This window comes from Syntrophomonas sp., from assembly GCF_028707975.1.
Classification (GTDB): domain Bacteria; phylum Bacillota; class Syntrophomonadia; order Syntrophomonadales; family Syntrophomonadaceae; genus Syntrophomonas.
Map to the genome: position 1 here is coordinate 1 of NZ_JAQVZX010000023.1, position 22475 is coordinate 22475.

At 47.0% G+C, this 22475-nt stretch carries 20 protein-coding genes; 1 reads left to right on the top strand and 19 read right to left on the bottom strand.

Annotated features, from left to right (window positions below):
* Positions 1 to 233 precede the first annotated feature (233 nt).
* The 18 genes from nuoE to pta all read right to left on the bottom strand — a co-directional run bounded on the left by nuoE (position 234) and on the right by pta (position 19272).
* Positions 234 to 680: an NADH-quinone oxidoreductase subunit NuoE gene (nuoE, locus tag PHP87_RS04955; RefSeq protein WP_299919132.1), complete on the bottom strand. Its 447-nt coding sequence runs from the start codon at positions 678 to 680 to the stop codon at positions 234 to 236.
* Positions 681 to 798: 118 nt separating this feature from the next.
* Positions 799 to 999 (bottom strand): hypothetical protein, encoded by a 201-nt coding sequence (locus PHP87_RS04960; protein ID WP_299919134.1) that lies wholly within the window; start codon positions 997 to 999, stop codon positions 799 to 801.
* 237 nt (positions 1000 to 1236) lie between these two features.
* Positions 1237 to 1707: a molybdopterin-guanine dinucleotide biosynthesis protein B gene (gene mobB / locus PHP87_RS04965; protein ID WP_299919137.1), complete on the bottom strand. Its 471-nt coding sequence runs from the start codon at positions 1705 to 1707 to the stop codon at positions 1237 to 1239.
* Positions 1708 to 1763: 56 nt separating this feature from the next.
* Positions 1764 to 3059: an amidohydrolase gene (locus tag PHP87_RS04970; RefSeq protein WP_299919139.1), complete on the bottom strand. Its 1296-nt coding sequence runs from the start codon at positions 3057 to 3059 to the stop codon at positions 1764 to 1766.
* Between the two features lie 248 nt (positions 3060 to 3307).
* Positions 3308 to 3973 carry a class II aldolase/adducin family protein gene (locus PHP87_RS04975; protein ID WP_299919142.1) on the bottom strand — a complete coding sequence of 222 codons (666 nt, stop codon included), beginning with the start codon at positions 3971 to 3973 and terminating at the stop codon, positions 3308 to 3310.
* On the bottom strand, positions 3966 to 5006 hold the full coding sequence (gene mtnA / locus PHP87_RS04980) for an S-methyl-5-thioribose-1-phosphate isomerase (RefSeq protein WP_299919145.1): 1041 nt from the start codon (positions 5004 to 5006) through the stop codon (positions 3966 to 3968). The genes PHP87_RS04975 and mtnA overlap by 8 nt, the downstream gene beginning before the upstream one ends.
* Entirely contained in the window at positions 5003 to 5794 is a 792-nt protein-coding gene (gene mtnP, locus PHP87_RS04985) for an S-methyl-5'-thioadenosine phosphorylase (protein ID WP_299919147.1), read from the bottom strand. Before mtnP ends, mtnA begins: the two co-directional genes overlap by 4 nt.
* Before the next feature lie 390 nt (positions 5795 to 6184).
* Entirely contained in the window at positions 6185 to 7429 is a 1245-nt protein-coding gene (gene ftsY / locus PHP87_RS04990; protein ID WP_366942892.1) for a signal recognition particle-docking protein FtsY, read from the bottom strand.
* Positions 7430 to 7455: 26 nt separating this feature from the next.
* Positions 7456 to 11031: a chromosome segregation protein SMC gene (gene smc / locus PHP87_RS04995; RefSeq protein WP_299919149.1), complete on the bottom strand. Its 3576-nt coding sequence runs from the start codon at positions 11029 to 11031 to the stop codon at positions 7456 to 7458.
* 13 nt (positions 11032 to 11044) lie between these two features.
* Positions 11045 to 12019 carry a biotin--[acetyl-CoA-carboxylase] ligase gene (locus PHP87_RS05000; protein WP_299919151.1) on the bottom strand — a complete coding sequence of 325 codons (975 nt, stop codon included), beginning with the start codon at positions 12017 to 12019 and terminating at the stop codon, positions 11045 to 11047.
* 447 nt (positions 12020 to 12466) lie between these two features.
* Positions 12467 to 13567 carry a radical SAM protein gene (locus PHP87_RS05005; RefSeq protein ID WP_299919154.1) on the bottom strand — a complete coding sequence of 367 codons (1101 nt, stop codon included), beginning with the start codon at positions 13565 to 13567 and terminating at the stop codon, positions 12467 to 12469.
* A 27-nt stretch (positions 13568 to 13594) separates the two neighbouring features.
* Positions 13595 to 14305, bottom strand: coding sequence for a ribonuclease III (gene rnc, locus PHP87_RS05010; protein WP_299919156.1), 711 nt, complete (start codon positions 14303 to 14305; stop codon positions 13595 to 13597).
* Complete coding sequence (locus PHP87_RS05015; protein WP_299919157.1) at positions 14295 to 14546, bottom strand: acyl carrier protein; 252 nt, start codon at positions 14544 to 14546, stop codon at positions 14295 to 14297. The genes rnc and PHP87_RS05015 overlap by 11 nt, the downstream gene beginning before the upstream one ends.
* Positions 14547 to 14680: 134 nt before the next feature.
* Complete coding sequence (gene plsX / locus PHP87_RS05020) at positions 14681 to 15643, bottom strand: phosphate acyltransferase PlsX (protein WP_299919160.1); 963 nt, start codon at positions 15641 to 15643, stop codon at positions 14681 to 14683.
* 102 nt (positions 15644 to 15745) lie between these two features.
* Positions 15746 to 15916, bottom strand: a complete 171-nt coding sequence (gene rpmF, locus PHP87_RS05025; RefSeq protein WP_299919161.1) for a 50S ribosomal protein L32 — start codon at positions 15914 to 15916, stop codon at positions 15746 to 15748.
* Between the two features lie 91 nt (positions 15917 to 16007).
* Positions 16008 to 16517 carry a DUF177 domain-containing protein gene (locus tag PHP87_RS05030; protein WP_299919163.1) on the bottom strand — a complete coding sequence of 170 codons (510 nt, stop codon included), beginning with the start codon at positions 16515 to 16517 and terminating at the stop codon, positions 16008 to 16010.
* Positions 16518 to 16773: 256 nt separating this feature from the next.
* Entirely contained in the window at positions 16774 to 17967 is a 1194-nt protein-coding gene (locus PHP87_RS05035) for an acetate kinase (RefSeq protein ID WP_299919166.1), read from the bottom strand.
* Positions 17968 to 18279: 312 nt separating this feature from the next.
* Positions 18280 to 19272 carry a phosphate acetyltransferase gene (gene pta, locus PHP87_RS05040; RefSeq protein WP_299919168.1) on the bottom strand — a complete coding sequence of 331 codons (993 nt, stop codon included), beginning with the start codon at positions 19270 to 19272 and terminating at the stop codon, positions 18280 to 18282.
* An 89-nt stretch (positions 19273 to 19361) separates the two neighbouring features.
* On the opposite strand from pta, the gene PHP87_RS05045 reads away from it, so the two are divergent.
* Entirely contained in the window at positions 19362 to 20663 is a 1302-nt protein-coding gene (locus PHP87_RS05045; RefSeq protein ID WP_299919171.1) for a nucleotidyltransferase, read from the top strand.
* A gap of 547 nt (positions 20664 to 21210) precedes the next feature.
* Here the strand turns inward: PHP87_RS05045 and PHP87_RS05050 are convergent.
* On the bottom strand, positions 21211 to 22023 hold the full coding sequence (locus PHP87_RS05050; RefSeq protein ID WP_299919174.1) for a patatin-like phospholipase family protein: 813 nt from the start codon (positions 22021 to 22023) through the stop codon (positions 21211 to 21213).
* Between the last annotated feature and the right edge of the window lie 452 nt (positions 22024 to 22475).

The window sequence follows — 22475 nt, forward strand, 5'->3', positions numbered from 1 at the left end:
CTTTATAGCCTCCAACCTTGATATAATCCTCAGCTTGGGCAGGATCAATTTGGTCGGCATGCGCCAGCAAGATGCGTATCTCTTCGGCCATTACATACCATCCCTTTCTTTTATCCCATTCTCTTTTACAATCTTTTTCTCAAAAAATATAATTATAATCTATATTTCTCTATCTCTTTAAATTATCTTTATCTCTCTTATACCTGTCTTATACCCGTCTCTTAGGTATTTCCCTATTTGTAAGCACTTAGTATCTCGGGGATCTTTTCAGAGCTAACATTGAATACCGGCTGGCTGTTAACCGTAATAACCGGAGTTGCCTGGCACTGACCTATGCATTCGCATAATTCCAGGGTAAACTTGCCATCAGCCGTGGTTTCCCCAACTTTTATTCCCAGGTAGTTTTCCATCGCCTTAAGAACTTTATCAGCTCCCGCCACATGGCAAGGCGCACTTTCGCACATACGGATAATATACTTTCCTCTCTTCTCTACCGAAAGGTAGGAATAAAAGGTAGCCACTCCATAAGCCTGAGCCTCGGAAACGCCGAAAACCCTGGCCGCCTCTGCCACTGCCTCCTGGGGAATATAGTTGAACTCCCTTTGCAGAGCATGATAAGCCTCGATAATTCCACCTTTTTTGTCTTTGTAGCTTGCGATGATGTCCTGGTAATTTGCCATCATTACACCTCCTTAGTTCTAATTATTTGAGCCCAATACTTTCCGAAATACGCTTGAACGCTAAGATGAAACACCTCCTTTATTGCAAAATTTAAAACTCTCGCTCAGCAAGTATTAATTAAAGCAAAAGATTGTTGCCCAGAAATCCAGGTCTACTTAATATATTCAATGCTTTTAAACCAGCACCTTCAAGCATTTTTAGATTATAACCCCGCTTTATTGCCTGTATTATTTTAGCTAATCTTATTTTAGTTTTGGGCAAATAAAGCTGTTCCAGGAAAGCGGATATCAGCAATAAAATCAATCCTACCTTCCCCATAGAACTGGACAATAGCTCCTTTTATCCTCATCTTAACATCAATTTAGTGAAAACTCATTAGTATGATTTGCCTGCAAAACACGCCTTTAGTAAGCATTATTCTTAATAGATTTTTATACTTGTATCTTATCCTCAATTAATAGGATGTCAACCAGTAATACCAGCACCATACTAGCCTTGATTAACCGTTACGATAGTAATGTATCAAGCAGCAAGTGAGATAAGCCAGGTCAGGAATTAAAGAGAAATAATGAACCGGCAGAGTTCTTCGATTTCCTCAAAGTTAAAACAGGGCAAATCATCATCAATAGTGAAATCGGAGACCCGGGCGATAATGTTTTCTGCATCGATAAACTCTATACCGCTTACCTGACGTAAGACTTCGATTTTGGGATATGCTTCTTTTTTATATCCTTCGGTAATAATCAAATCCACCGTGCCTGCAACCTGCGCTATAATCTCCTGCAAATTCGGTTCCCTTTCATGTCTCAGGTAGTGAATGGACAAGGCCGGGGAAACAGCGCAGACCATTTCTGCCCCGGCACTAAATAGGAGATCGGAGTCGTGTTCCCCGTCTGTATTCAGGACATGGGAAGTATGCTTGATCACCGCCACTTTATAACCAGTTTGTCTAAGTTTTTCAATTACCCGCCTTAATAAAGTTGTCTTGCCGGAATTATGCCGGCCAACAAATGATATTATTTTCACTTTTATAAGCATTCCTTTCACGGAATAATCCAGGGGCATTCCCCGGACTTATACCGTTACTTCCCCACCAATTTTCGGGCTGTTTCCCGGGCTTTAGCCAGCACTTCCTGCTCATCAAAAGTTTTAATTTCCCGGTTTTCCATCACAATTTTTCCATCAATTATTACGCTATTCACATCACTGGCCTGGGCGGAATAAACGATATTGGCCAAAAGGTCATAGCGGGGGATCATGTGGGCCTCCTTTAAATTCATGATAATCATATCCGCTCGGTATCCCGGCTCTAATCGTCCCAGCTCATTCCCCATCCCCAGGCTGATGGCTCCATTGGCTGTGGCCATCTCCAGAGCCTGGTAAGCCGGCAAAACCGTGGGATCCATAGTATTTACTTTATGTAAAAAGGTAGAACTGCGCATCTCCTGCAGCATGTCCAAATTATTGTTACTGGAAGCTCCATCGGTACCCAAAGCCACTGCTATACCGCTTTCCAGCATACGCGGTACCGGCGCTATTCCGCTGGCCAGCTTCATGTTGCTTTCCGGGTTGTGAGCTACACCCACCCTATGCCGCTGCAATATCCCGATTTCCTCCTCGTTGAGGTGAACACAATGAGCCGCCAGGACCTGGCGTCCCTGAAAAAGCCCCAGGGATTCCAAATGAGAAACCGGGGTTTTCCCGTATTGCTTCAGTATATCCTCGTATTCCACCCGGGTCTCCGCTACATGAATATGTATACCTGCTTGCAGTTCATCGGCGAGTTGCATAACCCTTTCCAGGTAGGCCGGAGGACAGGTATAGGGAGCATGAGGCCCGAGCCGGAAAGAAATCCTGCCACCGGCCTGGCCCTGCCATTTCCCAATGAGCTGGCGGCTGTCCTCAATGGCCTGCTCGCTTTCCGGTCCCACTCCTACCATTCCCCGTGCTAAGACTGCCCTCATTCCGCTCAATTCAACCGCCCGGGCCACCTCATCCATGCAGAAGTACATATCATTAAAGGTGGTAGTACCTGACTTAATCATCTCCACAATGGCCAGCATGGTACCCCAATAGATATCTTCCGGGGTCAGTTTCGCCTCCAGGGGCCAGATTTTGTTTTCCAACCATTCCATCAGAGGCAGGTCATCTGCATAACCTCGCAAAAGGGTCATGGCCGCATGGGTATGGGCATTGATAAAACCGGGGAGCAGCACCTGGTTTTCACCATCGATTATATGGTCAAATTCCCCTTCCGGAGCTTTCCCCGTCCCCAGCTCTTTAATAAAAGCATCTTCAATTAAAAGGTAACCTTTCTCTATCAAAGAATTACTCCCGCTGACAGGAATAATGCTGATATTGTCTAAAAGAATCCTCATTTCTATTCCCCCCTATTAATATAACTCTACTTGACACGGGGACGGGGTTGTTGACAACTTCGTCCTTCTATTGTCACGGGGACGGGGTTGTTGACAACTTCGTCCTTCTGCGTCTAAACCATATTCTCGTACTAGCCCCCCATGGCCCAGGGCCACAACCAGCGATGAAAAGCGAGTTAGTAGGCGCTAATAGTAAGATATAATAGGAAATGAATTAAACCCCTTACCCCTCACTCCTCACCAATTAATCAATCCTTTTTTTCTTGCCCGTAATTCTGGAAAGCCTGACGTAGGCTTAAGATGTCTTCAGCCCGCAGAGAATGCAGCGGTCCTAACACGCGAGAATAAATGGCAATACGGGCCGTGCGCTCGGCCACCAGACAAACCCGCAAGGCCTCCGCCAAATTCCCTCCTAAACCCAGCAGTCCGTGATTGGCCAATAATACCGCCCTTTTGTCCTTGCCCAGAACCTTGAGGGCATTTTCCGCCAATTGCCGCGAACCACAGAGGGCATAGGGAACCACCCTAACCTCATGTCCAATTACCTGAGCAGCCTCTTCCAGTATTACCGGGATATTCTGTCGAGCCACCGCAAAAGTCGTAGCATAGAGACTGTGGACATGGACAACAGCGTTTATTTCCGGACGTTTTTTATATATTCCCAGATGCAGCGGGGTTTCCACCGATGGTTTATAATTACCTGCCAAAACCTTTTCCTCTGCATCAAGTAAAACCATGTCCTCCTCTTCCATCTGATTATAATCCATTCCGCTGGGAGTGATAAGCATTAGCCCCGGGCCGGATACCCTTAAACTTACATTGCCCCAGGTTCCGCTTACCAGCCCGGAGAAAAATATCTCCTGAGCAGTTTGCAGAATTTCCTTCCTTTCCTGCAGGTACTGCAATTTATTCACCCTCTCTTCCCCATAATGCCATGGAAGCGCCGAACGGAGGCCGGATAATTCCCTCTTCGCAAATGATAGCCGTAATCAAATGTTCGGGAGTGATATCAAAAGCTGGATTGAATACATCCACTGCCGGTACCGTCAGGCAGCTTCCCTTAATAGTTCTTACCTCTTCCGCACTGCGTTCCTCTATCGGTATTTCTCCCCCCTGCTCGATGTTCCAATCAAAAGTGGATAAAGGAGCCGCCACATAAAAAGGAATGCCGTGGTACTTCGCCAGCACCGCCAGGGAGTAAGTGCCGATTTTATTGGCGGTATCACCATTGGCGGCAATGCGGTCGGCTCCGGTTATTACCGCATCCACCTGCCCCAGGCTCATAGTATAACCAGCCATACTGTCGGTAAGCAAAGTGACCGGAATCGCATCCTGACAGAGTTCCCAAACCGTTAAACGACTCCCCTGCAGTACCGGCCTGGTTTCACAGGCCCAAACTTTCTCAATCTTATTGCGCCGGGCCGCCGAGCGGACAACCCCCAGCGCGGTGCCATAACCGCAGGTAGCCAGAGCCCCGGCGTTGCAGATGGTCATAACCCTGGAGCCTTTGCTGAGCAATTCCTGCCCATACTCCCCGATGGCCTCATTGACCCGGATATCCTCTTCATAAAGACTCTCCGCTTCCCGGCGCAAACATCCCGCCAGTTCCTCCGTCGATAGATGGCGATTATCCCGGTAAACCCTTTCCATCCTCTCCAAAGCCCAGAAAAGATTGACCGCAGTGGGTCGGGCCGAAGCAAAAAACTCCTTCATCCGGGAAAAGTACACATCTCTTTGCTCCCCGGTTCCGGAATAGCTCGAAAAGGCCATAGCCAGACCAAAAGCAGCCGTAACCCCAATAAGAGGCGCACCCCGTACCTTCAGGCTCTTTATGGCAGCGACCACTTCTTCCGGACTCTCACATTTTTCATGAACCAACTTTTCCGGCAGGCAGTTCTGATTAAGAATCATCACGGCCTGATCCTCGAAATACAAATTTCTAATCATTGCATAGCTCCGTGCTCATCAAGTATCTTCCGGCAGTCACAGCTCTTCTCCTCACTAATATACTTCAAACTGCTCATCATGAGGCTTCTGGCCAGCGCAATATTTTGTTTCATCAATTCCAAAACCTCACTATGGGTTAAAATACCCGCCGTTATCCCCGCCGCAAAATTAGTCACTATAGCCAGAGTGGCATAGCAAATCCCCAGCTCTCGAGCCAGGCAAACCTCAGGAACACTGGTCATGCCTACCAGCTGTCCCCCCAGTTGTTTAAACATCATAATCTCCGCCGCGGTTTCAAAACGCGGTCCCTCGGTACAGACATAAGTGCCCCCATTCTGGACCCGAATCCCCCGCTCTTCCCCGGCCTTCACCAGAGCCCCTCGCAACTCGGGACAGTAAGGAACCGTCATATCACAGTGAACTACCCCCGCTTCCCCGCCTTCATAGAAAGTGTTTTGGCGGCTTTTGGTAAAATCCAGGAATTGGTCAGCCAGAACAAACTGCCCGGGTTTGAATTCAAAGTGCAATGAGCCTACGGCGGCTGTCGCCAGGATATTCTTAACCCCCAATTGATGTAGAGCCATGATATTGGCGCGGAAATTGATTAAATGGGGGGGAATACTATGTTCCAGGCCATGCCGGGGGATAAAGGCCACTTCTATCCCGGCATATTTTCCTATCGAAACCGCTACATTGCCATAGGGAGTTTTTTCTATAATCTCCTTTACATCTTCCAGTAAACAGGGGTCATAGACACCCGTACCTCCGATTATTGCCGTTCTTATCAAAAACACTTCCTCCTTTTGTATAGTTAAAGCTACGATTAATAATGTTGAGGCTTTTGCATAATTCAAAAAATCAGTAAAGATGCCTTCTGAACACAATGTATAGGGTATTCATCTTCATAATTCTATTATATATTGAACGAATGTTTCGCTAAAGTTAATTATGATTCCCCTGCAAAAACCCCTTTTTGTTACATAAGGGTTGCATAAATATACAAAGCGCTACCTCCCATGGACGGGAGATTAGCGCGGTACCCCTTTCGCAAGACAAGCCGCAGGTGTTGCCCATGCGTAGACTGCAAGCGGTATATTTTATGCAAACGAATGCATATTAATAACTTTTTGCAGTGACATCAATTATGCAAAACTCTCATGTTAAAATCCGTAGCATTGCTAATCTTCTCCATTATGGGCAAAAAGAGCCTCGGTAAATATTTGCGGAGAAAAGTCGCGCAAATCTTCCAGTCCCTCGCCGATACCCACTAATTTAACCGGTATCTTAAGCTCCTTTTCCACCGCCAGTATAATTCCGCCTTTGGCCGTTCCATCCAGTTTGCTCAAGATAAGCCCGGTAACTCCGGTGGCTTCCTCAAATATTTTAGCCTGGCTGATAGCATTCTGTCCCGTGGTAGCATCAAGTACCAGCAAGACCTCATGGGGAGCTTCAGGTATTTCTCTTTGAATAATATTCTTTATCTTGCTTATTTCTTTCATAAGATTAGCTTTATTTTGGAGCCGGCCGGCCGTATCGATTATCAATATATCCGCCTGGCGGGCCCTGGCCGCATGTATGGCATCGAAAACAACCGCTCCTGGATCAGAACCCTCCTGATGTTTGATTAATTCCACACCCACCCGGTCAGCCCAGATCTTAAGCTGGTCTATAGCTGCCGCTCGGAAAGTATCCGCAGCTCCCAGCAATACCTTCTTGCCTTCTTCATGGAAACGGTAAGCCAGCTTGGCTATGGAGGTAGTTTTGCCGGCTCCGTTTACTCCCACCACCAGAATAACCGCCAATTCCCCCTCGGGAATGTTTAACGGAATATTGCTGCATTCCAGAAGCTTTCTCACTTCATCTTTTATAAGCACCAGAACCTCAGAAGAATCATGCATTTTTTGCTTTTTAGCCGCTTTCTTTATATTATCTACCAATTCAATCGAGGCATTTACACCCACATCAGCCTGTATGAGTATTTCCTCCAGTTCCTCCCAGAAGTCATCATCTAACTTTTTAGAGCTTTTCACCAGGGCTTCGATTTTACCGATGGTATTTTCTCTGGTCTTACTCAAACCCTTTTTGAGCTTGTCCAGAAATCCCCACTTGCTCTTCTGCCCGTTGCTTATCTTTTCGGGTAAATCCTCTTCTCGCTCTTGGCCTTCAGTATCATGAGCAAAGTTAACCTGCCCCTCTTCGGCTTCATTCTCCTTCTTAGCTTTGAAGCGCTCGAAAAAACCAGCAGGGCCATTCTCCGGAACAGAAGAAGGAAAAGCCGTCTCTGTGCTCCCCTTTTCCCCCAGGCTCACTGGTTCTCCAGTTTCATCTCCTGGGCTCTCCATCGCTTCCTCTACTTCCTTTTCCAGAATGCTTTCATTTTCCTTATCCTTTTTCTTAATCTTAAAGCGATCAAAAAACGCCACTTTGCTTATCCCACCCCACTAATATTTTATCCAGCCAGGCTTTCCGCTTCAAAAACATTTAAGGTTAAAACCGCCGAAACCCCTTCTTCCGGCATAGTAATACCGTAGATGTTCTCTCCTGATTCGATAGTTGCCTGGCGATGAGTAATCACAATAAACTGAAGATTCCGCGACATAGCCGTGATAAATCTGGAAAAACGTTGGAGATTAACCTCATCCAGCGAAGCATCAATCTCATCCAGCACGCAAAAGGGAACCGGACGAAGTCTCAGCAAAGAGAAAATGAAGGCTATACAGGTCAAAGCCCTTTCCCCGCCCGATAAAAGATTTAAGGACTGGCTTCTTTTACCTGGCATCTTAACCTCGATATCAATCCCCGCCTCCAGACGATCCCCATCGGCTTCAAGCCGCAGCTTAGCTTCGCCTCCACCAAATATCTCGTTAAAAGTATTTTTAAAGCTCTCATTGGCCAGGAGCAGAAATCGGGAAAAATCCTGCAACATCAGCTTTTCCGTTTTTTGCAACAGCCCGTCCAGCGAATCGCGGGCAGATGACAAATCATCATATTGCTGTTTTATGAAATCATAACGCCCGTGGATCTCCTCATATTCCCGGATAGAATCCATATCCACTGATCCGATTGCTTCTAGTTTCTGCTGCAATACCGCGATGCTTTTCCTGGCCTCTCTTATTTCACCCGGGGTCAAGAGTTCGTCTTCCAATGCCTCTGCAGCCATAGCAAATTTTTCCCACCAGCGATTTTTAAGTCCTTCCATCTCCACTTCCAGGCGGGCGATTGCTACTTCCAGATTTCTGACTCCAGTTTCCAAACGGGCCAAGCTTTCCCGGGCAGGAATTATTTCCTGGCGATATTTTTCCATTAAGCCCCGGCTACCCTTTTCTTCCTCCTGCAGTTGCTGCCTCTCTGCCGATAAGAGGGCCTGATCCTCCGTCTTCTTAACATGCTCTTTCTTAAACTGCTCAATTCGCCTTTCTTCCAAGCCAATTTCCGATTGCAAAGACTCTATTAATTTTTGGGAATCATCCCGGGATTGCTGGTAAGAAACCCTTAGTTGTTCAAATTGAGCGAGGTTTTTCCTTATATTCTCCAGTTCGCGCCCTTTCATATCCAATTGCTTTTTATGGGAGAGCAATCGTTCCTTGAAAACTTCATAATCACGCCTCTCCACTTCCATCTTATCCTTGAAATTCTCCAAATCCCTCATAGCCTTCTGGTTTTCCTGCTCTATATCCCCCAATTTTTGATGAACTGTGATAATTTCTCTTTCGACTTCTGCTACTTCCCCATCCAAACGGCTAATCTGTTCCATATAACCGTCCCGCTCCCTCTCATCCTCCAGCAGTTCATGGGCTAAATCCTCTTTCTGCTTCAGCAGCATATCACAGCGGAACTGGCTTTCCAACAAATCATTTCGCGCCTGGGAAATACTTTGCTCCAGCTCTTGCCAGCGGGATTCAATTCGGCCTTGCTCCCTACGATTATCATCTCGAGCCTTCTGATTTTCCTGCTGCTGCAGCAAAAGCTTCTTCTCCTCACCCCGCCGCTGCAAGGGAGTCTGAGTCGGAGACGCCTTCTTGCCCCCGGTTATGGCTCCACTCACATTAATTAGTTCACCATCCAAACTAACAATACGACAAGGCAAAGATGATTCTCTAAATATACGAATGCCCCGGGGCAAATCTTCTACCAATAGAACCCGCCCCAGAAGATATTCCACCGCCTTCTCAAACTTTTTATCATAGTGAACCAAACGGGAAGCCAAGCCCAAAACCCCATCCTGCAGCATGGTTTTCTCAACAACTCCCCGGGGCAAGGGCTGAACCTTTAAAACATCCAGAGGCAAAAAAGTAGCCCTTCCCCGTTCCTGCGCCTTGAGATAATCAATCGCCTCCCGCACCTCTTTCTCACTGGCCACCACGATATTCTGCAGGCCGCTTCCCGCCGCCACATCAATGGCTAGCTCCATACCCGCAGGCACCTCCAATATTTCCCCGAGCAAACCAATAATCCCTTTAAGTCTTCCGCTTTGGGCCTGCTTTAATATAGCCTTCACCGCCGGGGAATAGCCAATCAGATTCCTTTGCAGGTCTTTTATAGCCAGAAGCTGGTTATTGATTTCTATAGAGCGCTGGTTTAGTTCACGGTATCTTTCATTGAGACTGTGCAAAACCTCAGCGAGCTGGTTTTTCTCCTGGCTGTACTCCTCAATAAAAGCCTGCTTTTGGGCAATTTCTGCTCGCAGTGCATGTATTTCCTCTTCGAATTGCAAATGGCCTTTTCGGCCTTTTTGCAGCTTGGCTGCCAGCTCTTCTATATGTATCTTCAGCCTTTCCTTTTTCTCCTTGGCCTTGCCCAGTAAATCCACTCTCTCTCCGAGCTCATTTTTAAGCTGGCTCTCCTGCTTCATTTTATCAAAAACCAGAGCCTTTTTTTCATCAAAATTAGTTTTAAAACCTTCTATGGTAAATTGCATTTCCTGGACTTCATGCTCCAATTCGCTATATTCCGCCGTCCTTTGAGCCATATTCTGCTGTTCTGTATCATAATCCACAGAACAGAGATTAAAATCCCGCTGAATATTTTCCAGCAAAGCCAGATATTTTTTAAGATCAGCGGCGGCATTATCTATGCGTTCGTTATTATTCTTGGTTCTCTCTTCCCCCAGCCTGATTTCTCCCTGCAGCGAATTCAGCCGGGATTCAATTAGATGTCGTTCCTCCCCCAGGCTACCCAGCTTAAGCTGCTGTCGGGCGAGCCCTTCCTCCTCTTCCCGCAGCTTTGCTTCCAGAAGCCCCAATTGCCCGGCCTGAGCCTTTATATCTTCCTGTTTTTTAAAGAGGTCCCCTGTCTTTTGCTGCCAATCCTTTTCCGCCCGGGCCAATTCAAAGCGGAGAACCGACTTCTCCAATTCCTGGCATTCACTATTTAAAGCCAGATAAAGCTGGGTCTTCTCCGCCTTTTTGAACAGCTCCTGCCGTCTAATATCCAGTTCCTCCAGGATATCGGCCAAGCGCAAGAGGTCATTGCTGCTCTGCAGAATTCTCTTTTTGACCTCATCCCTTTGCTGGCGATATTTTATAACCCCCGCTGCTTCCTCCAGCATTAGCCTGCGATCCAGGGCTTGCCCGTTTAAGACCTCTTCCAACTCTCCCTGGCTTATTATAGCGTAACCCTTTTTACCCACTCCACTTCCAATCAAAAGGTCGGAAATATCCTTCAACCGCACCCTTGACTTATTAAGGTAAAATTCACTTTCACCAGAGCGATGAACTTTGCGTCCCAGGGTGATTTCATTAAATTCCAAGGGCAGACTGTGGTCACTATTATCAATAACTAATTCTACAAAAGCCATGCCCAGTGCCTTTTTCTTATCGCTGCCATTAAAAATGACATCTTCACTCTTTTGTCCCCGCAGCTGGCGGATGCTGGTCTCGCCCAAAACCCAGCGTATAGCATCAACAATATTGCTCTTCCCGCAGCCATTGGGGCCAACCACAATATTTAACCCCGGATGCAGTTGAAGCTCAGTGTTATCGGCAAAAGATTTAAAACCCTTTATATCCATTCTTTTGAGATACAACTAGCTTCCTCCCTTACTCCCCATCCAATAAGGCAACATCTCCCGTAGTAAGGTGTTCTATCCTATCCCCCGCGTCAATAATAAGATTGCCCTGTTCATCAATATCAACATTTATTCCTTCCAGAGAACCCCTGGGGGTATCCAGTCGAATCATCTTTCCTAAATGCAGGCAGCGGCTTTTATACTCTTTTCTTATATCTTCAAATCCATTTTCCAGGAATTTACAGTAATACCCTTCTATCGATTGCAGCACCCGCAGCAGAATCTCGTCCATTTGATGATAATTTCCACTTTCCTCCGCGAGAGATGTAGCAATATTCGCTACCCCCTCGGGAAGAGAGGTTCTGTCGAAATTGACATTTATTCCTATGCCTGCTACCAAATAGTCCGCCTGTTCTAGCTCTCCGCTCAATTCCAATAAAATACCCGCCACTTTTTTACCATTTATGTAGACATCATTGGGCCATTTAATCTGCACCCCTGCCGACAAGAAGCTCTCCAAAGCCCGGCTGATGGCCAGCGCAAAAACCAGGGGTAAAAGCACCACTTCTTGCAAAGCCAGTTCTGGCCGGAGAATTACGGAAAACCACAAACCTCCCCGCGGAGACTGCCAGCTTCTTCCCCGGCGCCCTTTTCCCCGGCTTTGCTGCCGGCTAATAATTACGGTGCCTTCTGTAGCTTGGCCCTCTATAATCAACTTTTTGGCCATCTCATTAGTGGAATCAAGCTCCGGGAAGAGTTGCAAATTCCACCCCAAGCGCGCAGTAGATAAGTCACTGCTTAGCCTTTCTAAAAGCAAAACATTGTAAGTCTCTTCTATTCGGTAACCTTTTCCACTAACACCGACTATAACGTAGCCCTCGCTTTTAAGATTCTCTATATGCTTCCACACCGCCACGCGACTGATGCCAAGCTTTTCGGCCAGTTCCTTTCCGGAAAGATATTCTCCCGGATTTCGACAGAGCTCACCCAATACTCTTTGCCGCACAATAAAAGCCTCACTTTTCTTATTAACCCCCCATGCCCAGGGGGCACAACCACCGATGAAAATAGGTAGCTGCAACCTTAACAGTGACACCCGCAGGGTGCACCCATAATAACGACCGCAGGGTGCACCCATAATAACGACCGCAGGGTGTGTAGGGAACGACCCCCGTGCCGTTCAGAATCAGGCGCAACAACTATAGCGACCGCAAGGCATTGTAGGGGTGGTCTTCGACCGCCCGCTTTCACCTTCGCCAGCGTTTTGTATATTCATGCAACCCTTATGCAACAAAAAGGGTTTTTGCAGTGGAGCCAAATATGCATTAACTTGCATAAAAAGGGGTTTTTGCACGAGAGTCAATCCTTATGATATATATCAGAAGTACCGTCCCCGTGATATATTCTCCACCGCTCATACAAGCTATTTAGACATTCAAGGGATAAATCCTCTTTATATTTGGTATTTTTTTACATAACTTGGCTCTTCAAGAAATTCGCGGCGGGATAATAGCAAGGCCGGGGCGGAGGCATCATTAGCTGCCACCCCTACACTATCACGCACCAGATTCTCAGTCCCCCGGACTTTGATTAGCTCAAGTCCAAACTGCTTTTTAAGGTAATTCAGGTTAGAGCGCCGTTGTCCGGTGACTTTGGAGATGTCACGCGGGTGGACCAGAAGTAGCAACTGCGAGTGCTGACCGTGAGCAATCACGAACTCTTCAATAAGCTTCTGTGCTTGCGCTTTAAAAGCCTCCTGTTCCACCATTTCCCCAAAAGCAGGATGGAAAGGCCCTGCCACCACACAGCCTTCACGCTGCAGTTCTTCTCCCGGCTGCAAGCCCATACGAATAACCGGAATGTTTTCTTTTTGAAATTGAAGGTAGGCGGCCAGGCTGATCTGCAGTGCTTCAGCGAGGGTAAGGGGAGTATATTCCCCTTTAAGATAGAGCTTTTCCAGATGGGTACCAGCAATTACCAGGGTCGGGTATATCCTGACCATATCCGGCCGCAAAGCGATAACTTGCTCAGCAGTCTTCATATCCAGTTCCAGCTTATCTCCCGGCAGACCAATCATAAGCTGGATTCCCAAACGAAAACCGTATTCCTTGATTAGATAGCAAGCTTTAAAAACATCATCAGCCTGATAACCCCGCCACGATGCTTTTAAAACCTCATCTGCTAACGATTGCACCCCCAATTCGATGGTTCTGACTCCCCGCTTCCGCAGAAAATCCAGAATCTCGACATCTATGCAATCCGGCCGGGTGGAAATGCGTATGCCTTGCACCCGACCATCCTGCAAATAGCGCTTAACCGATGCCAGGTAAATCTCCTGGCTTGCTTTTTCTACCGCTGTAAAATTACCGCCAAAAAAGGCAATTTCCACTTCACTGCCCGAAGGAATGGTCTCCAAATGTTTTTCCACGATTCTTAGTACTTCCATTTCTCCGGGTATTTCCTGGGTTGAGCTAATCCGATTCTGGTCGCAAAAAACACAGGTAAATGGGCACCCCAAATGGGGAATAAAAATAGGGATATTTATATGCTTCATAAGTTTATTGTTCCTATTCTGATAAGCTTAGAAACCCAATTCCCCCAACAGGGAGCTGTCTTGCAAAACTTTTTGGGCAGCTTTTTGTTCGGCTTCTTTTTTACTTTTCCCTTCTCCAGCAGCCAAAAGCTGCTCACGATAATAAACCCCGGCTACAAAGATCTTGGCATGGGCGGGGCCGCTTTCTTCAATAATAGCATAACTTACATTTTCCTTATCCCTGGCCTGTACCAGTTCCTGCAATTTTGATTTGTAATCATAATAATCTCCACTGGCTGTTTCGCTAATAAGTTCCTCCAGATGCTTCATAATGAAGCGTTGGACGGTAACCAGGCCCTGATCCAGGTAAATTGCCCCGATAACCGCTTCCACCGCATCAGCCAGAATGGATTTTCTCTTCCTGCCCCCGGACATTTCCTCCCCTCTACCCAGCAGCAGATACTGCCCCAGGTCGATATTATGGGCGAAAATGGCCAGTGCGTCTTCACAAACAACCTTGGCCCTAATCTTGGTTAATTCTCCTTCGGCTTTTCTGGCATAATGATTATAAAGATACTCCGCTACTACCAGGTTTAAGACCGCATCCCCCAGAAATTCCAGCCTCTGGTTGTTGGCCACCGTGTTCTTTTCCTGGGCATAGGATGGGTGGGTCAGAGCCATAGTGATGAGTTCATTATTGGAATAAGGCAGTTGCATGTCTTCTAGAAAACGCTGGGCCTTTTTTCTCTCATTTTGCATTTTTACTCTGTCTCAGGAATTCGTACAGGTCATTGATAAGACTGCCTACGGTTTGATAGTCCTTCTGTTCTTCTTCCGGGAATTCGACATCATAGATATCTTCCAGTGCCATTATCATTTCAACAATGTCGATAGAATCAGCTTCAATCTCGTCAAAGGTGGTTTCCATTTGAATCTTCTCCATCTTAATATCCAGTTGTTCCGCCAGTATTTTCCTGGCCCTTTCAAAAAACTCCTGCATAAAATAACCTCCTTTTTCTCCTTCATCCTTCGCTCTTAAGGGGAACAAGAAACGGCAGAGTCATCCCCCACTTTGGAGCTGCAAGCGCTGTTTTTCAACAGGCAAACTATTAACCCCTGTCAACCTTGCCTGCTTCAAGCTTCAACAGCTTTGCTCAGTTCCAGCTTTTGCATTTCTATTATATTCTTATTATAACAATCTTCGGCTATACCCAGACCATTATATACCGCTTCTCTTTTAGAACTTCCATGACATACAATACTCAGCCCATTAACCCCCAGAAGAGGAGCACCGCCGGTTTGAGTATAATCCAGCTGCTGGAAAAATGCCGGCATTTGCCCACCCGCGCCAAGAATCCCCTTTGCTATGAAGAGGGCCATGCCTTCCATGGTTTTCAGGAGTATATTTCCCGTAAAGCCATCACAGACAATAACATCGCTTTTGCCGCTGAATATATCCCTTCCTTCAATATTTCCTGTGAAGTTGATCGCCGGCTGCTGGCGCAACAGAGCATAGCTTTCCACAGTGACACTATTACCCTTGCTTTCTTCCTCCCCGTTGTTTAACAAGGCCACCTGCGGCTGTCCCACCCCATAAATGATGGAAGCATAGGTTTTCCCCAAGAGGGCAAACTGCAAAAGCTGTCTGGGTTTGCAGTCAACATTGGCCCCTACATCAATCAACAGGGTATAAGCTCCGGTCATATTGGGTATGGCGGCTACGATCGGTGGGCGCTCAATTCCCTCCATCCTCCCCAATATAAAGATGGCCGCTGCCATCTGGGCTCCGGTACTGCCACAGGAAAGAATGGCATCAGCCTTTTTCTCTTTAACCATCCGGCTGGCTACCACAATAGAAGCATCTTTTTTCCTGCGAATTGCTGTGGCCGGTGATTCGTCCATGCCTATTATTTCACGGGCATTAACCACGCTTAGCCGCGAAGGATCATAGCTGTATGGTTTTAATTCCTGCTTGAGCAGCTCTTCTTGACCTACCAGAAATACCTGCCGTTCTTTCTCTGCTACCCATTTTACCGCTCCCGCGACTATTTCCGCCGGAGCATGGTCTCCCCCCATAGCATCAAGCGCTATCCGCATAAAAAACCTCCTTAATAGACAAAAAGCAAGCTACCGGTCTGTTAAAGACTAATACCTTACTTTCTGAAAAACACTTCTAAAAAAGTCTCTTCACTTTTCTTACTACATCACCTTATTGCTTTTGTAGTATCCGCAACTCAAACAAATCCGGTGTGGCATTTTCAGTTCATGACACTGGGGACACTCCACCAATCCTGGTTTATCGATTTTCCTCCACTCGGACCGGCGCTTGTTCTTGCGCGCATGTGACTGTCTTCTTTGGGGAACTCCCATGGTTCAAAATCCTCCTTCAATATTGTTTATTAACCCCTCATTTCCGGGACACAACCACCGATGAAAAGTGAGTTAGTAGGTACCTCACTCCTCACTTTCGTATCAAGTTCTTAAGCTTTTCCCAGCGGGGGTCAATTTCCCGGGTTTCACAATGGCAATCTTCGAGATTTCGGTTTACCCCACACTGGGGACAGATTCCCTGACATTCCAGCTTGCATAAAGGGTTTATGGGAATACTCATAAAGATGGCTTCCTCAACAGCAGGATCTATATCCACCTGGCCCGGATCATGAATGATTATGTCCTCTTCCAAATCCGCATATTCCGCAGACTTGGATTCCAGGATATTACAGGCCAACTCCGCATCTACCGGAACTATCGCTTCCCCCAGGCAACGGGAACAAGGTAGTTGTAAAGTGGTTCTTACGCGTCCCCGGGCTACAAAAATCTTTCCCGTGTTGTCCACTACCAGATCCACTTGCACTGCCGCTGCAAATTTGCCGCCGACTTCACTGAGGAATTCATTTCTCCCGGTTGTTTCCAGGTAAAACTCCTCGCTTTGTTGTGGGCGAAGTTTTAGCCTCCTAAGGTCAATCTTCATTCTAACCCCCATGCCCAGAGGGCACAACCACCAATGAAAAATAAATCCGATTGTACTTGAACGGTAAGATGCAATTAGTATAACTCCTCACACCTTACCCCTCACTTTTCTTATCATATACCCCATAAAAACACCAGATTAATTATAGTCTGCCCCGATTGGCCTTGTCAATATTTCCATACCCTGCACTACCCCGGTCAATCCCGCAGAAAAACCTAAGAGGCGGGGGTAAACCCGCCTCCAGTTTGAAATTCTATTATTTCGCCAGGCCGAAAGTATCTCTGGCAATAACCAGTTCTTCGTTGGTGGGGATGAGGAAAATTCTGACTTTGGAATCGGCAGTGGCCACATCCACTTCTTTTCCTCTGACCTTGTTCTTTTCAACATCCATCTTGATTCCCAGATAATCCAGGTTGGAGCAGACATTTTCGCGAATATCGATGGCGTTTTCACCTACACCAGCAGTAAATACCAGGCAGTCAACACCATTCAGTTTGGCGATGTAGTTGCCAATATAGCCTTTGACCTTGTTGTAGTATACATCAAGGGCGATCTTGGCTCTTTCATTACCGGAACCAGCCGCTTCCAGAATGTCTCTGAGGTCGTTAGAAACGCCAGACAGTCCCAACATGCCGGATTTCTTGTTGAAATAGTTGTTAGCTTCAGAAGAATTCATGCCCAGCTTGTCCATCAGGAAGAAGACTATGGCCGGGTCAATGTCACCCGAGCGGGTACCCATTACCAGACCCTCCAACGGGGTGAAACCCATGGAAGTGTCTATTACTTTACCATCCTTAATGGCCGCCATACTGGCGCCATTGCCCAGGTGCAAGGTAATTATCTTACATTCTTCATAAGGCTTGCCCAGCATTTCAGCCGCCCGGTGAGCTACATAGAAATGAGAAGTTCCATGGAAGCCATATCTTCTTACCCGGTATTTTTCATAAACATCATAGGGCAGGGCATACATGAAGTTAGCAGGTCCCATGGTCTGATGGAAAGCGGTATCAAAAACAGCCACATGCTTTACATTGGGCATAAGTCTCTGGCAAGCTTCAATTCCCATCATATTGGGGGGGTTGTGCAGAGGAGCGATTTCGAAGCAATCCTTAATAACTCTCTTAACCTCGTCATCGATAACTACGGAAGCAGCAAAAGCCTCACCGCCATGAACCACGCGATGGCCAACTGCACCGATCTCATCCATGCTCTTTATACAGCCATACTCTTCATTGACCAGAACCTGGAGAACCAGTTCCATACCTGCAGTATGGTCAGGCAGGTCTTTCTTAATCGTAACTTTGTCTTTGCCCATGGGGCTATGATCCAGGGTGGTGCCAGGAATACCTACACGGTCAACCAGACCTACAGCCAGAACGGATTCATCCGTCATGTCTACTACCTGGTATTTGATGGATGAACTGCCTGCGTTTACTACCAGAACCTTCATTTTTAAACATACCTCCTCAATTTGTTTGTTTTTGTTTTCTTTTTCACTAATATTCTTCAGAATCCTTCATAATACTTCGTAATCTGAAGAAAAAACGATACTATGGGCTGCTTTGATTAAATGCTGAAAATAAAGAGCCACGCTTTTAAATTAAACCTGGTTTCGTACAAGTTGGATTTTGTGAAAAAGTCCGCACATTAAAGTCTAGAGCAGGGAAACACTGGCCAGTGTTTCCCTACCTTCGCTAATTCGCTGGACTTGCTACCTCTTCCTAAAGAAGAAGGTTAATCACCGGCCTTTTAGAGTAATTACTTATGCTCTTACTGCCGTCATAGCCACTACATTAACGACATCCTCTACGCTGCACCCTCTGGAAAGGTCGTTGACCGGCTTGGCGATTCCCTGCAGAATCGGACCAATAGCTTCAGCCTTGGCTGTTCTCTGCACCAGTTTGTAGCCAATGTTTCCTGCCTGGATGTCCGGGAAGATAAGCACATTGCAGTCACCTGCTACCGGGCTGCCCGGAGCCTTGGAGGCGCCTACACTAGGAACTATAGCGGCATCCAATTGGAATTCTCCGTCAACCTTCAGTTCGGGGAACTTTTCTCTGGCAATAGCAGTTGCCTGAACCACCTTATCTACCAGTTCATGGCTGGCACTACCCTTGGTGGAGAAGGAAAGCATACCGATTTTTGGATCCTTCATTCCGCAAAGGTCAACAGCGGTCCCCACTGAAGCCTTGGCAAATTCGGCCATCTGCGCCGCAGTAGGATCAATGGTAACGGCACAGTCGGCGAATACAAATACTCCGTTGTCACCATAAGGGCAGTTGGGAACGATCATAATAAAAGCGCCTGATACGGCGGAGATGCCGGGAGAAGTCTTAATTATCTGGAGAGCGGGCCGCAAAACATTGCCGGTAGTATTTTCCGCTCCGGCAACCTCACCATCAGCCTTGTCCATTTTAACCATCATCGATGCAAAAAAGAGGGGATCGAGCATGGTGGCTTTAGCTTTATCCAGGTCAACGCCCTTTGACTTGCGCATTTCATAAAAAGCCTGTACAAAATCATCAAAAAATGGAGCTTTTTCCGGGCTGATGATTTCGGCTCCGGAGATGTCCGCCCCAATTTTACTGGCCAGGCCCTTGATTGCTCCTTCGTCGCCCAGAAGAATGGGATGAGCCACCTTGCTATCAATAATACCCTTGATAGCTTGAATTGTTCTTTCCTCGGTTCCTTCAGGAAGAACAATAGTCTTGACATTTTTTGCTGCTTTTTCTTTGATTTGTGCTATGAGATCCATCCTTTTACCTCCTTGTTTTTAATTACATTATGTACGCTCAGACTCTCCTCATACATTCTAGCATAAATGAATAGCTGGTGGTAAAATTTATGATACTAGAAAATGAACAGGAGAATTGGGCTATGGCAGTTTTAGGTATAGTAGCAGAATACAATCCCTTCCATAATGGCCACCTTTACCTGCTGGAAAAATCCCGGCAACAGGGCGATTTCTCCGCCACCATCGCCGTAATGAGTGGTAATTTTTTACAAAGGGGTGAACCTGCTCTCTGTGACAAATGGGCCCGGGCGGAGATGGCTTTGAACGCTGGCGTGGATTTGCTGATCGAGCTTCCTTTTTGCTTTGCCACCCGCAGCGCTTACTATTTTGCGCGGGGGGCAGTGCAGCTTTTACAGCGCACCGGAGTGGTCACTCACCTGGCTTTTGGCAGTGAGAGCGGCCAACTTTCCCTGCTGCAAAAGATAGCCGGGATACTGGCCCATGAACCAGAAAGCTATAAAGCTATTCTCAAGAAAGGACTTTCCCGAGGTTTGAGCTTTCCCCTGGCCCGCTCCCTGGCTCTGCAGGAATTTATGGGAGCAGACAAGAAAGAACTCCAGGAGATCCTTCCTGGTCCCAATAACATACTGGGCCTCGAATACCTTCGGGTTATTGAAGAAGAGGGTATTCCCCTGGTTCCCTTGACCATTCCGCGCCAGGGCTCGTCCTTCCATAGTAGTGATTTATCCCCATTCTCCAGTGCCAGGGCCATTCGCCAAGCCCTGTACCAGAACTTGAGCTGGGAAAAAATCACCAGCAGCGTACCTCCAGCCACAGAGGAAATATTACAGCGGGAAATATCTCTGGGCCGGGCAGCAATTGGACCCGATAACCTGGACCAAGCCATCATGGTAAACCTGCGTCTTATTTCAACGAATTACCTTAAAGGGATTTACGAAGTATCTGAGGGCCTGGAATTCCGGATTAAAGAAGCGGCTAATTCTTGCGGTACCCTGGAGGAACTCCGACAGTGCATCAAATCCAAACGTTACAGCCTGACTCGAATCAACCGGACTCTATTGTACACACTCTTTGCTCTTTCAAAGAACCAAATTGAACTGTACGACCAGCATGGTCCACAGTATCTACATATCTTAGGTTTTTCTGCAAAAGGTCAGAAAATCCTGCAAAAAATAAAAATTAAATCGAAGTTAAAAATATTCAGTCGTGGCAGCGAAATGAAGCGAGCCTGTGACGAAAATCAGGGAACAGCGCTGGCAGATATGATAAGTCTGGACAGCCGGGCAACCGATGTTTACAGCTTGCTCTTCCCTTCCCCGGCAACCCGCCGGGGCGGTCGCGACTTTACCACCTCACCGGTAATCTTGCCCCCAATGGTGCCAGGCACTTAAGTTGTAACATAGATGTCACTGCAAAAAGTAATGAATACGCATTAGTGCACATAAATATACCGCTCAGCAACCTTAAAAGCGACCGCAGGGAGCACCAGAAGTGCCCGCAGGGTGCAACCTTAAAAGCGACCGCAGAGAGCACCAGAAGTGCCCGCAGGGTGCAACCTTAAAAGCGACCGCAGAGAGCACCAGAAGTGCCCGCAGGGTGTGTAGGGAACGACCCCCGTGTCGTTCCGAATCAGGCGCAACAACTAGCGACCGCAAGGCATTGTAGGGGCGGTCTTCGACCGCCCGCTTTCACCTTCACCAGCGTTTTGTATATTCATGCAACCCTTATGCAACAAAAAGGTTTTTTTGCAGTGGAGTCAACATACGATTTGCTGGAAAAACAGCAAGGTTCTGGGATATAATATTACCAGAGAGGTGATAGCGTGAAAAAGGTAGAGGTATTTTGCGTGATTGAAAAAGCTGACGATGAGTACCTTGCTTACTGTGACGAATTACGGGCTACAGCAAGTGGTGACACAGAAGGGAAATCTAAAAGCTGCTATAAAAGAGTTATTTTCGCCGCTGCTCGGGCCATAATTTTTTCCAGTATTTCCTCAACCTTCTGCTCAGCAGCAATTCGTCCCTGGTCTACGATTTGACGCGATTTATCAAAATCTCCCGGTTGAAAAGACCCCACCAGCGGCTGTATGAGAATATCAGCACCAGGATGAACCAAATCGAATTGTTGTTTGGCCATTATATCCAGCGAAGCCATAATTACATCCATGGTATTTAGGATACTAGTGTTTTTCCCCGGACCGAAGGTTACATCCACAGCGATTATAATATCAGCTCCCCGGCTGCGCGCCACCTCAATCGGCAAGCGGTCAGCCACCGCCCCATCCACCAGTATCATTCCCTCCTGCCGCACCGGGGTAAAAATACCCGGAATAGAGATACTGGCCCTGATAGCTTCAGCCACCGAGCCCTCTTCCAAAACCACCCCTTCCCCGGACATGAGGTCAGTAGCCACGGCCAGAAGAGGCAGGTCCAGTTCAGCAAAGCTTTTTTTCTTGGTCATCAATTCGATAAAAGTCTTGATTTTTTTGCCGGACATGAAACCCAGGCGGGGAAGATGCACATCATAGAAAATACTGGTGTCCATATTTTCCAGCATGCGGTCCAGCATCTTGATGTCTGCCCCAGCGGCAAATATACCACCAATCATAGCACCCATGCTGCTTCCCACAATAAAATCAAAAGGAATATGATTTTCCTTAAGAATCTCGATTACCCCAATATGTGCCAGTCCACGCGCACTTCCCGCTCCCAGCACCAGGGCTACCCGGGGTCTGAACTTATCATCCAGCATTTTCCTACCTCCTTCTTGCTGACAGCATGTTTTCATAAGGACACTTGTCAAGAGAACGCTTCTCTTGTCACCTGGTTATAAGCAAAGTATATCTTTAATATATTATCTATAATCAGCTAAATCCCTGTATTGAAATATACTTGTGATATCACTGCAAAAAGTTATTAATATGCATTCGTTTCCATAAAATATACCGCTCGCAGTCTACGCATGGGCAACAACCGCGGCTTGTCTTGCGGCGAAAGGGGTACCGCGCTAATCTCCCGTCCATGGGAGGCAACCTTAATAGTGACACACCCGCAGGGTGGAACACCAGGCGTACCCGCGGGGTGAAGCGCTCTTGCGACATCCTGTCGCTCGCCCCCTTGCGCCTGCTCACCAAAACCTTAGTGTTGCATCCATGCTTCGCCAACGCTCGCTTTGTATATTTATACAAAACCCTTATGCAACAA

Excerpts from the sequence above, each read along its gene's own strand:
- mtnA (WP_299919145.1), bottom strand. The coding sequence starts at position 5,006 with ATGATTAGAAATTTGTATTTCGAGGATCAGGCCGTGATGATTCTTAAT.
- PHP87_RS04960 (WP_299919134.1), bottom strand. The coding sequence starts at position 999 with ATGGGGAAGGTAGGATTGATTTTATTGCTGATATCCGCTTTCCTGGAA.
- rnc (WP_299919156.1), bottom strand. The coding sequence starts at position 14,305 with ATGCAAAATGAGAGAAAAAAGGCCCAGCGTTTTCTAGAAGACATGCAA.
- PHP87_RS04970 (WP_299919139.1), bottom strand. The coding sequence starts at position 3,059 with ATGAGGATTCTTTTAGACAATATCAGCATTATTCCTGTCAGCGGGAGT.
- PHP87_RS05005 (WP_299919154.1), bottom strand. The coding sequence starts at position 13,567 with ATGAAGCATATAAATATCCCTATTTTTATTCCCCATTTGGGGTGCCCA.
- PHP87_RS05015 (WP_299919157.1), bottom strand. The coding sequence starts at position 14,546 with ATGCAGGAGTTTTTTGAAAGGGCCAGGAAAATACTGGCGGAACAACTG.
- pta (WP_299919168.1), bottom strand. The coding sequence starts at position 19,272 with ATGGATCTCATAGCACAAATCAAAGAAAAAGCAGCAAAAAATGTCAAG.
- rpmF (WP_299919161.1), bottom strand. The coding sequence starts at position 15,916 with ATGGGAGTTCCCCAAAGAAGACAGTCACATGCGCGCAAGAACAAGCGC.
- plsX (WP_299919160.1), bottom strand. The coding sequence starts at position 15,643 with ATGCGGATAGCGCTTGATGCTATGGGGGGAGACCATGCTCCGGCGGAA.
- PHP87_RS05050 (WP_299919174.1), bottom strand. The coding sequence starts at position 22,023 with ATGCTGGATGATAAGTTCAGACCCCGGGTAGCCCTGGTGCTGGGAGCG.
- PHP87_RS05045 (WP_299919171.1), top strand. The coding sequence starts at position 19,362 with ATGATACTAGAAAATGAACAGGAGAATTGGGCTATGGCAGTTTTAGGT.
- PHP87_RS05030 (WP_299919163.1), bottom strand. The coding sequence starts at position 16,517 with ATGAAGATTGACCTTAGGAGGCTAAAACTTCGCCCACAACAAAGCGAG.
- nuoE (WP_299919132.1), bottom strand. The coding sequence starts at position 680 with ATGGCAAATTACCAGGACATCATCGCAAGCTACAAAGACAAAAAAGGT.
- PHP87_RS05035 (WP_299919166.1), bottom strand. The coding sequence starts at position 17,967 with ATGAAGGTTCTGGTAGTAAACGCAGGCAGTTCATCCATCAAATACCAG.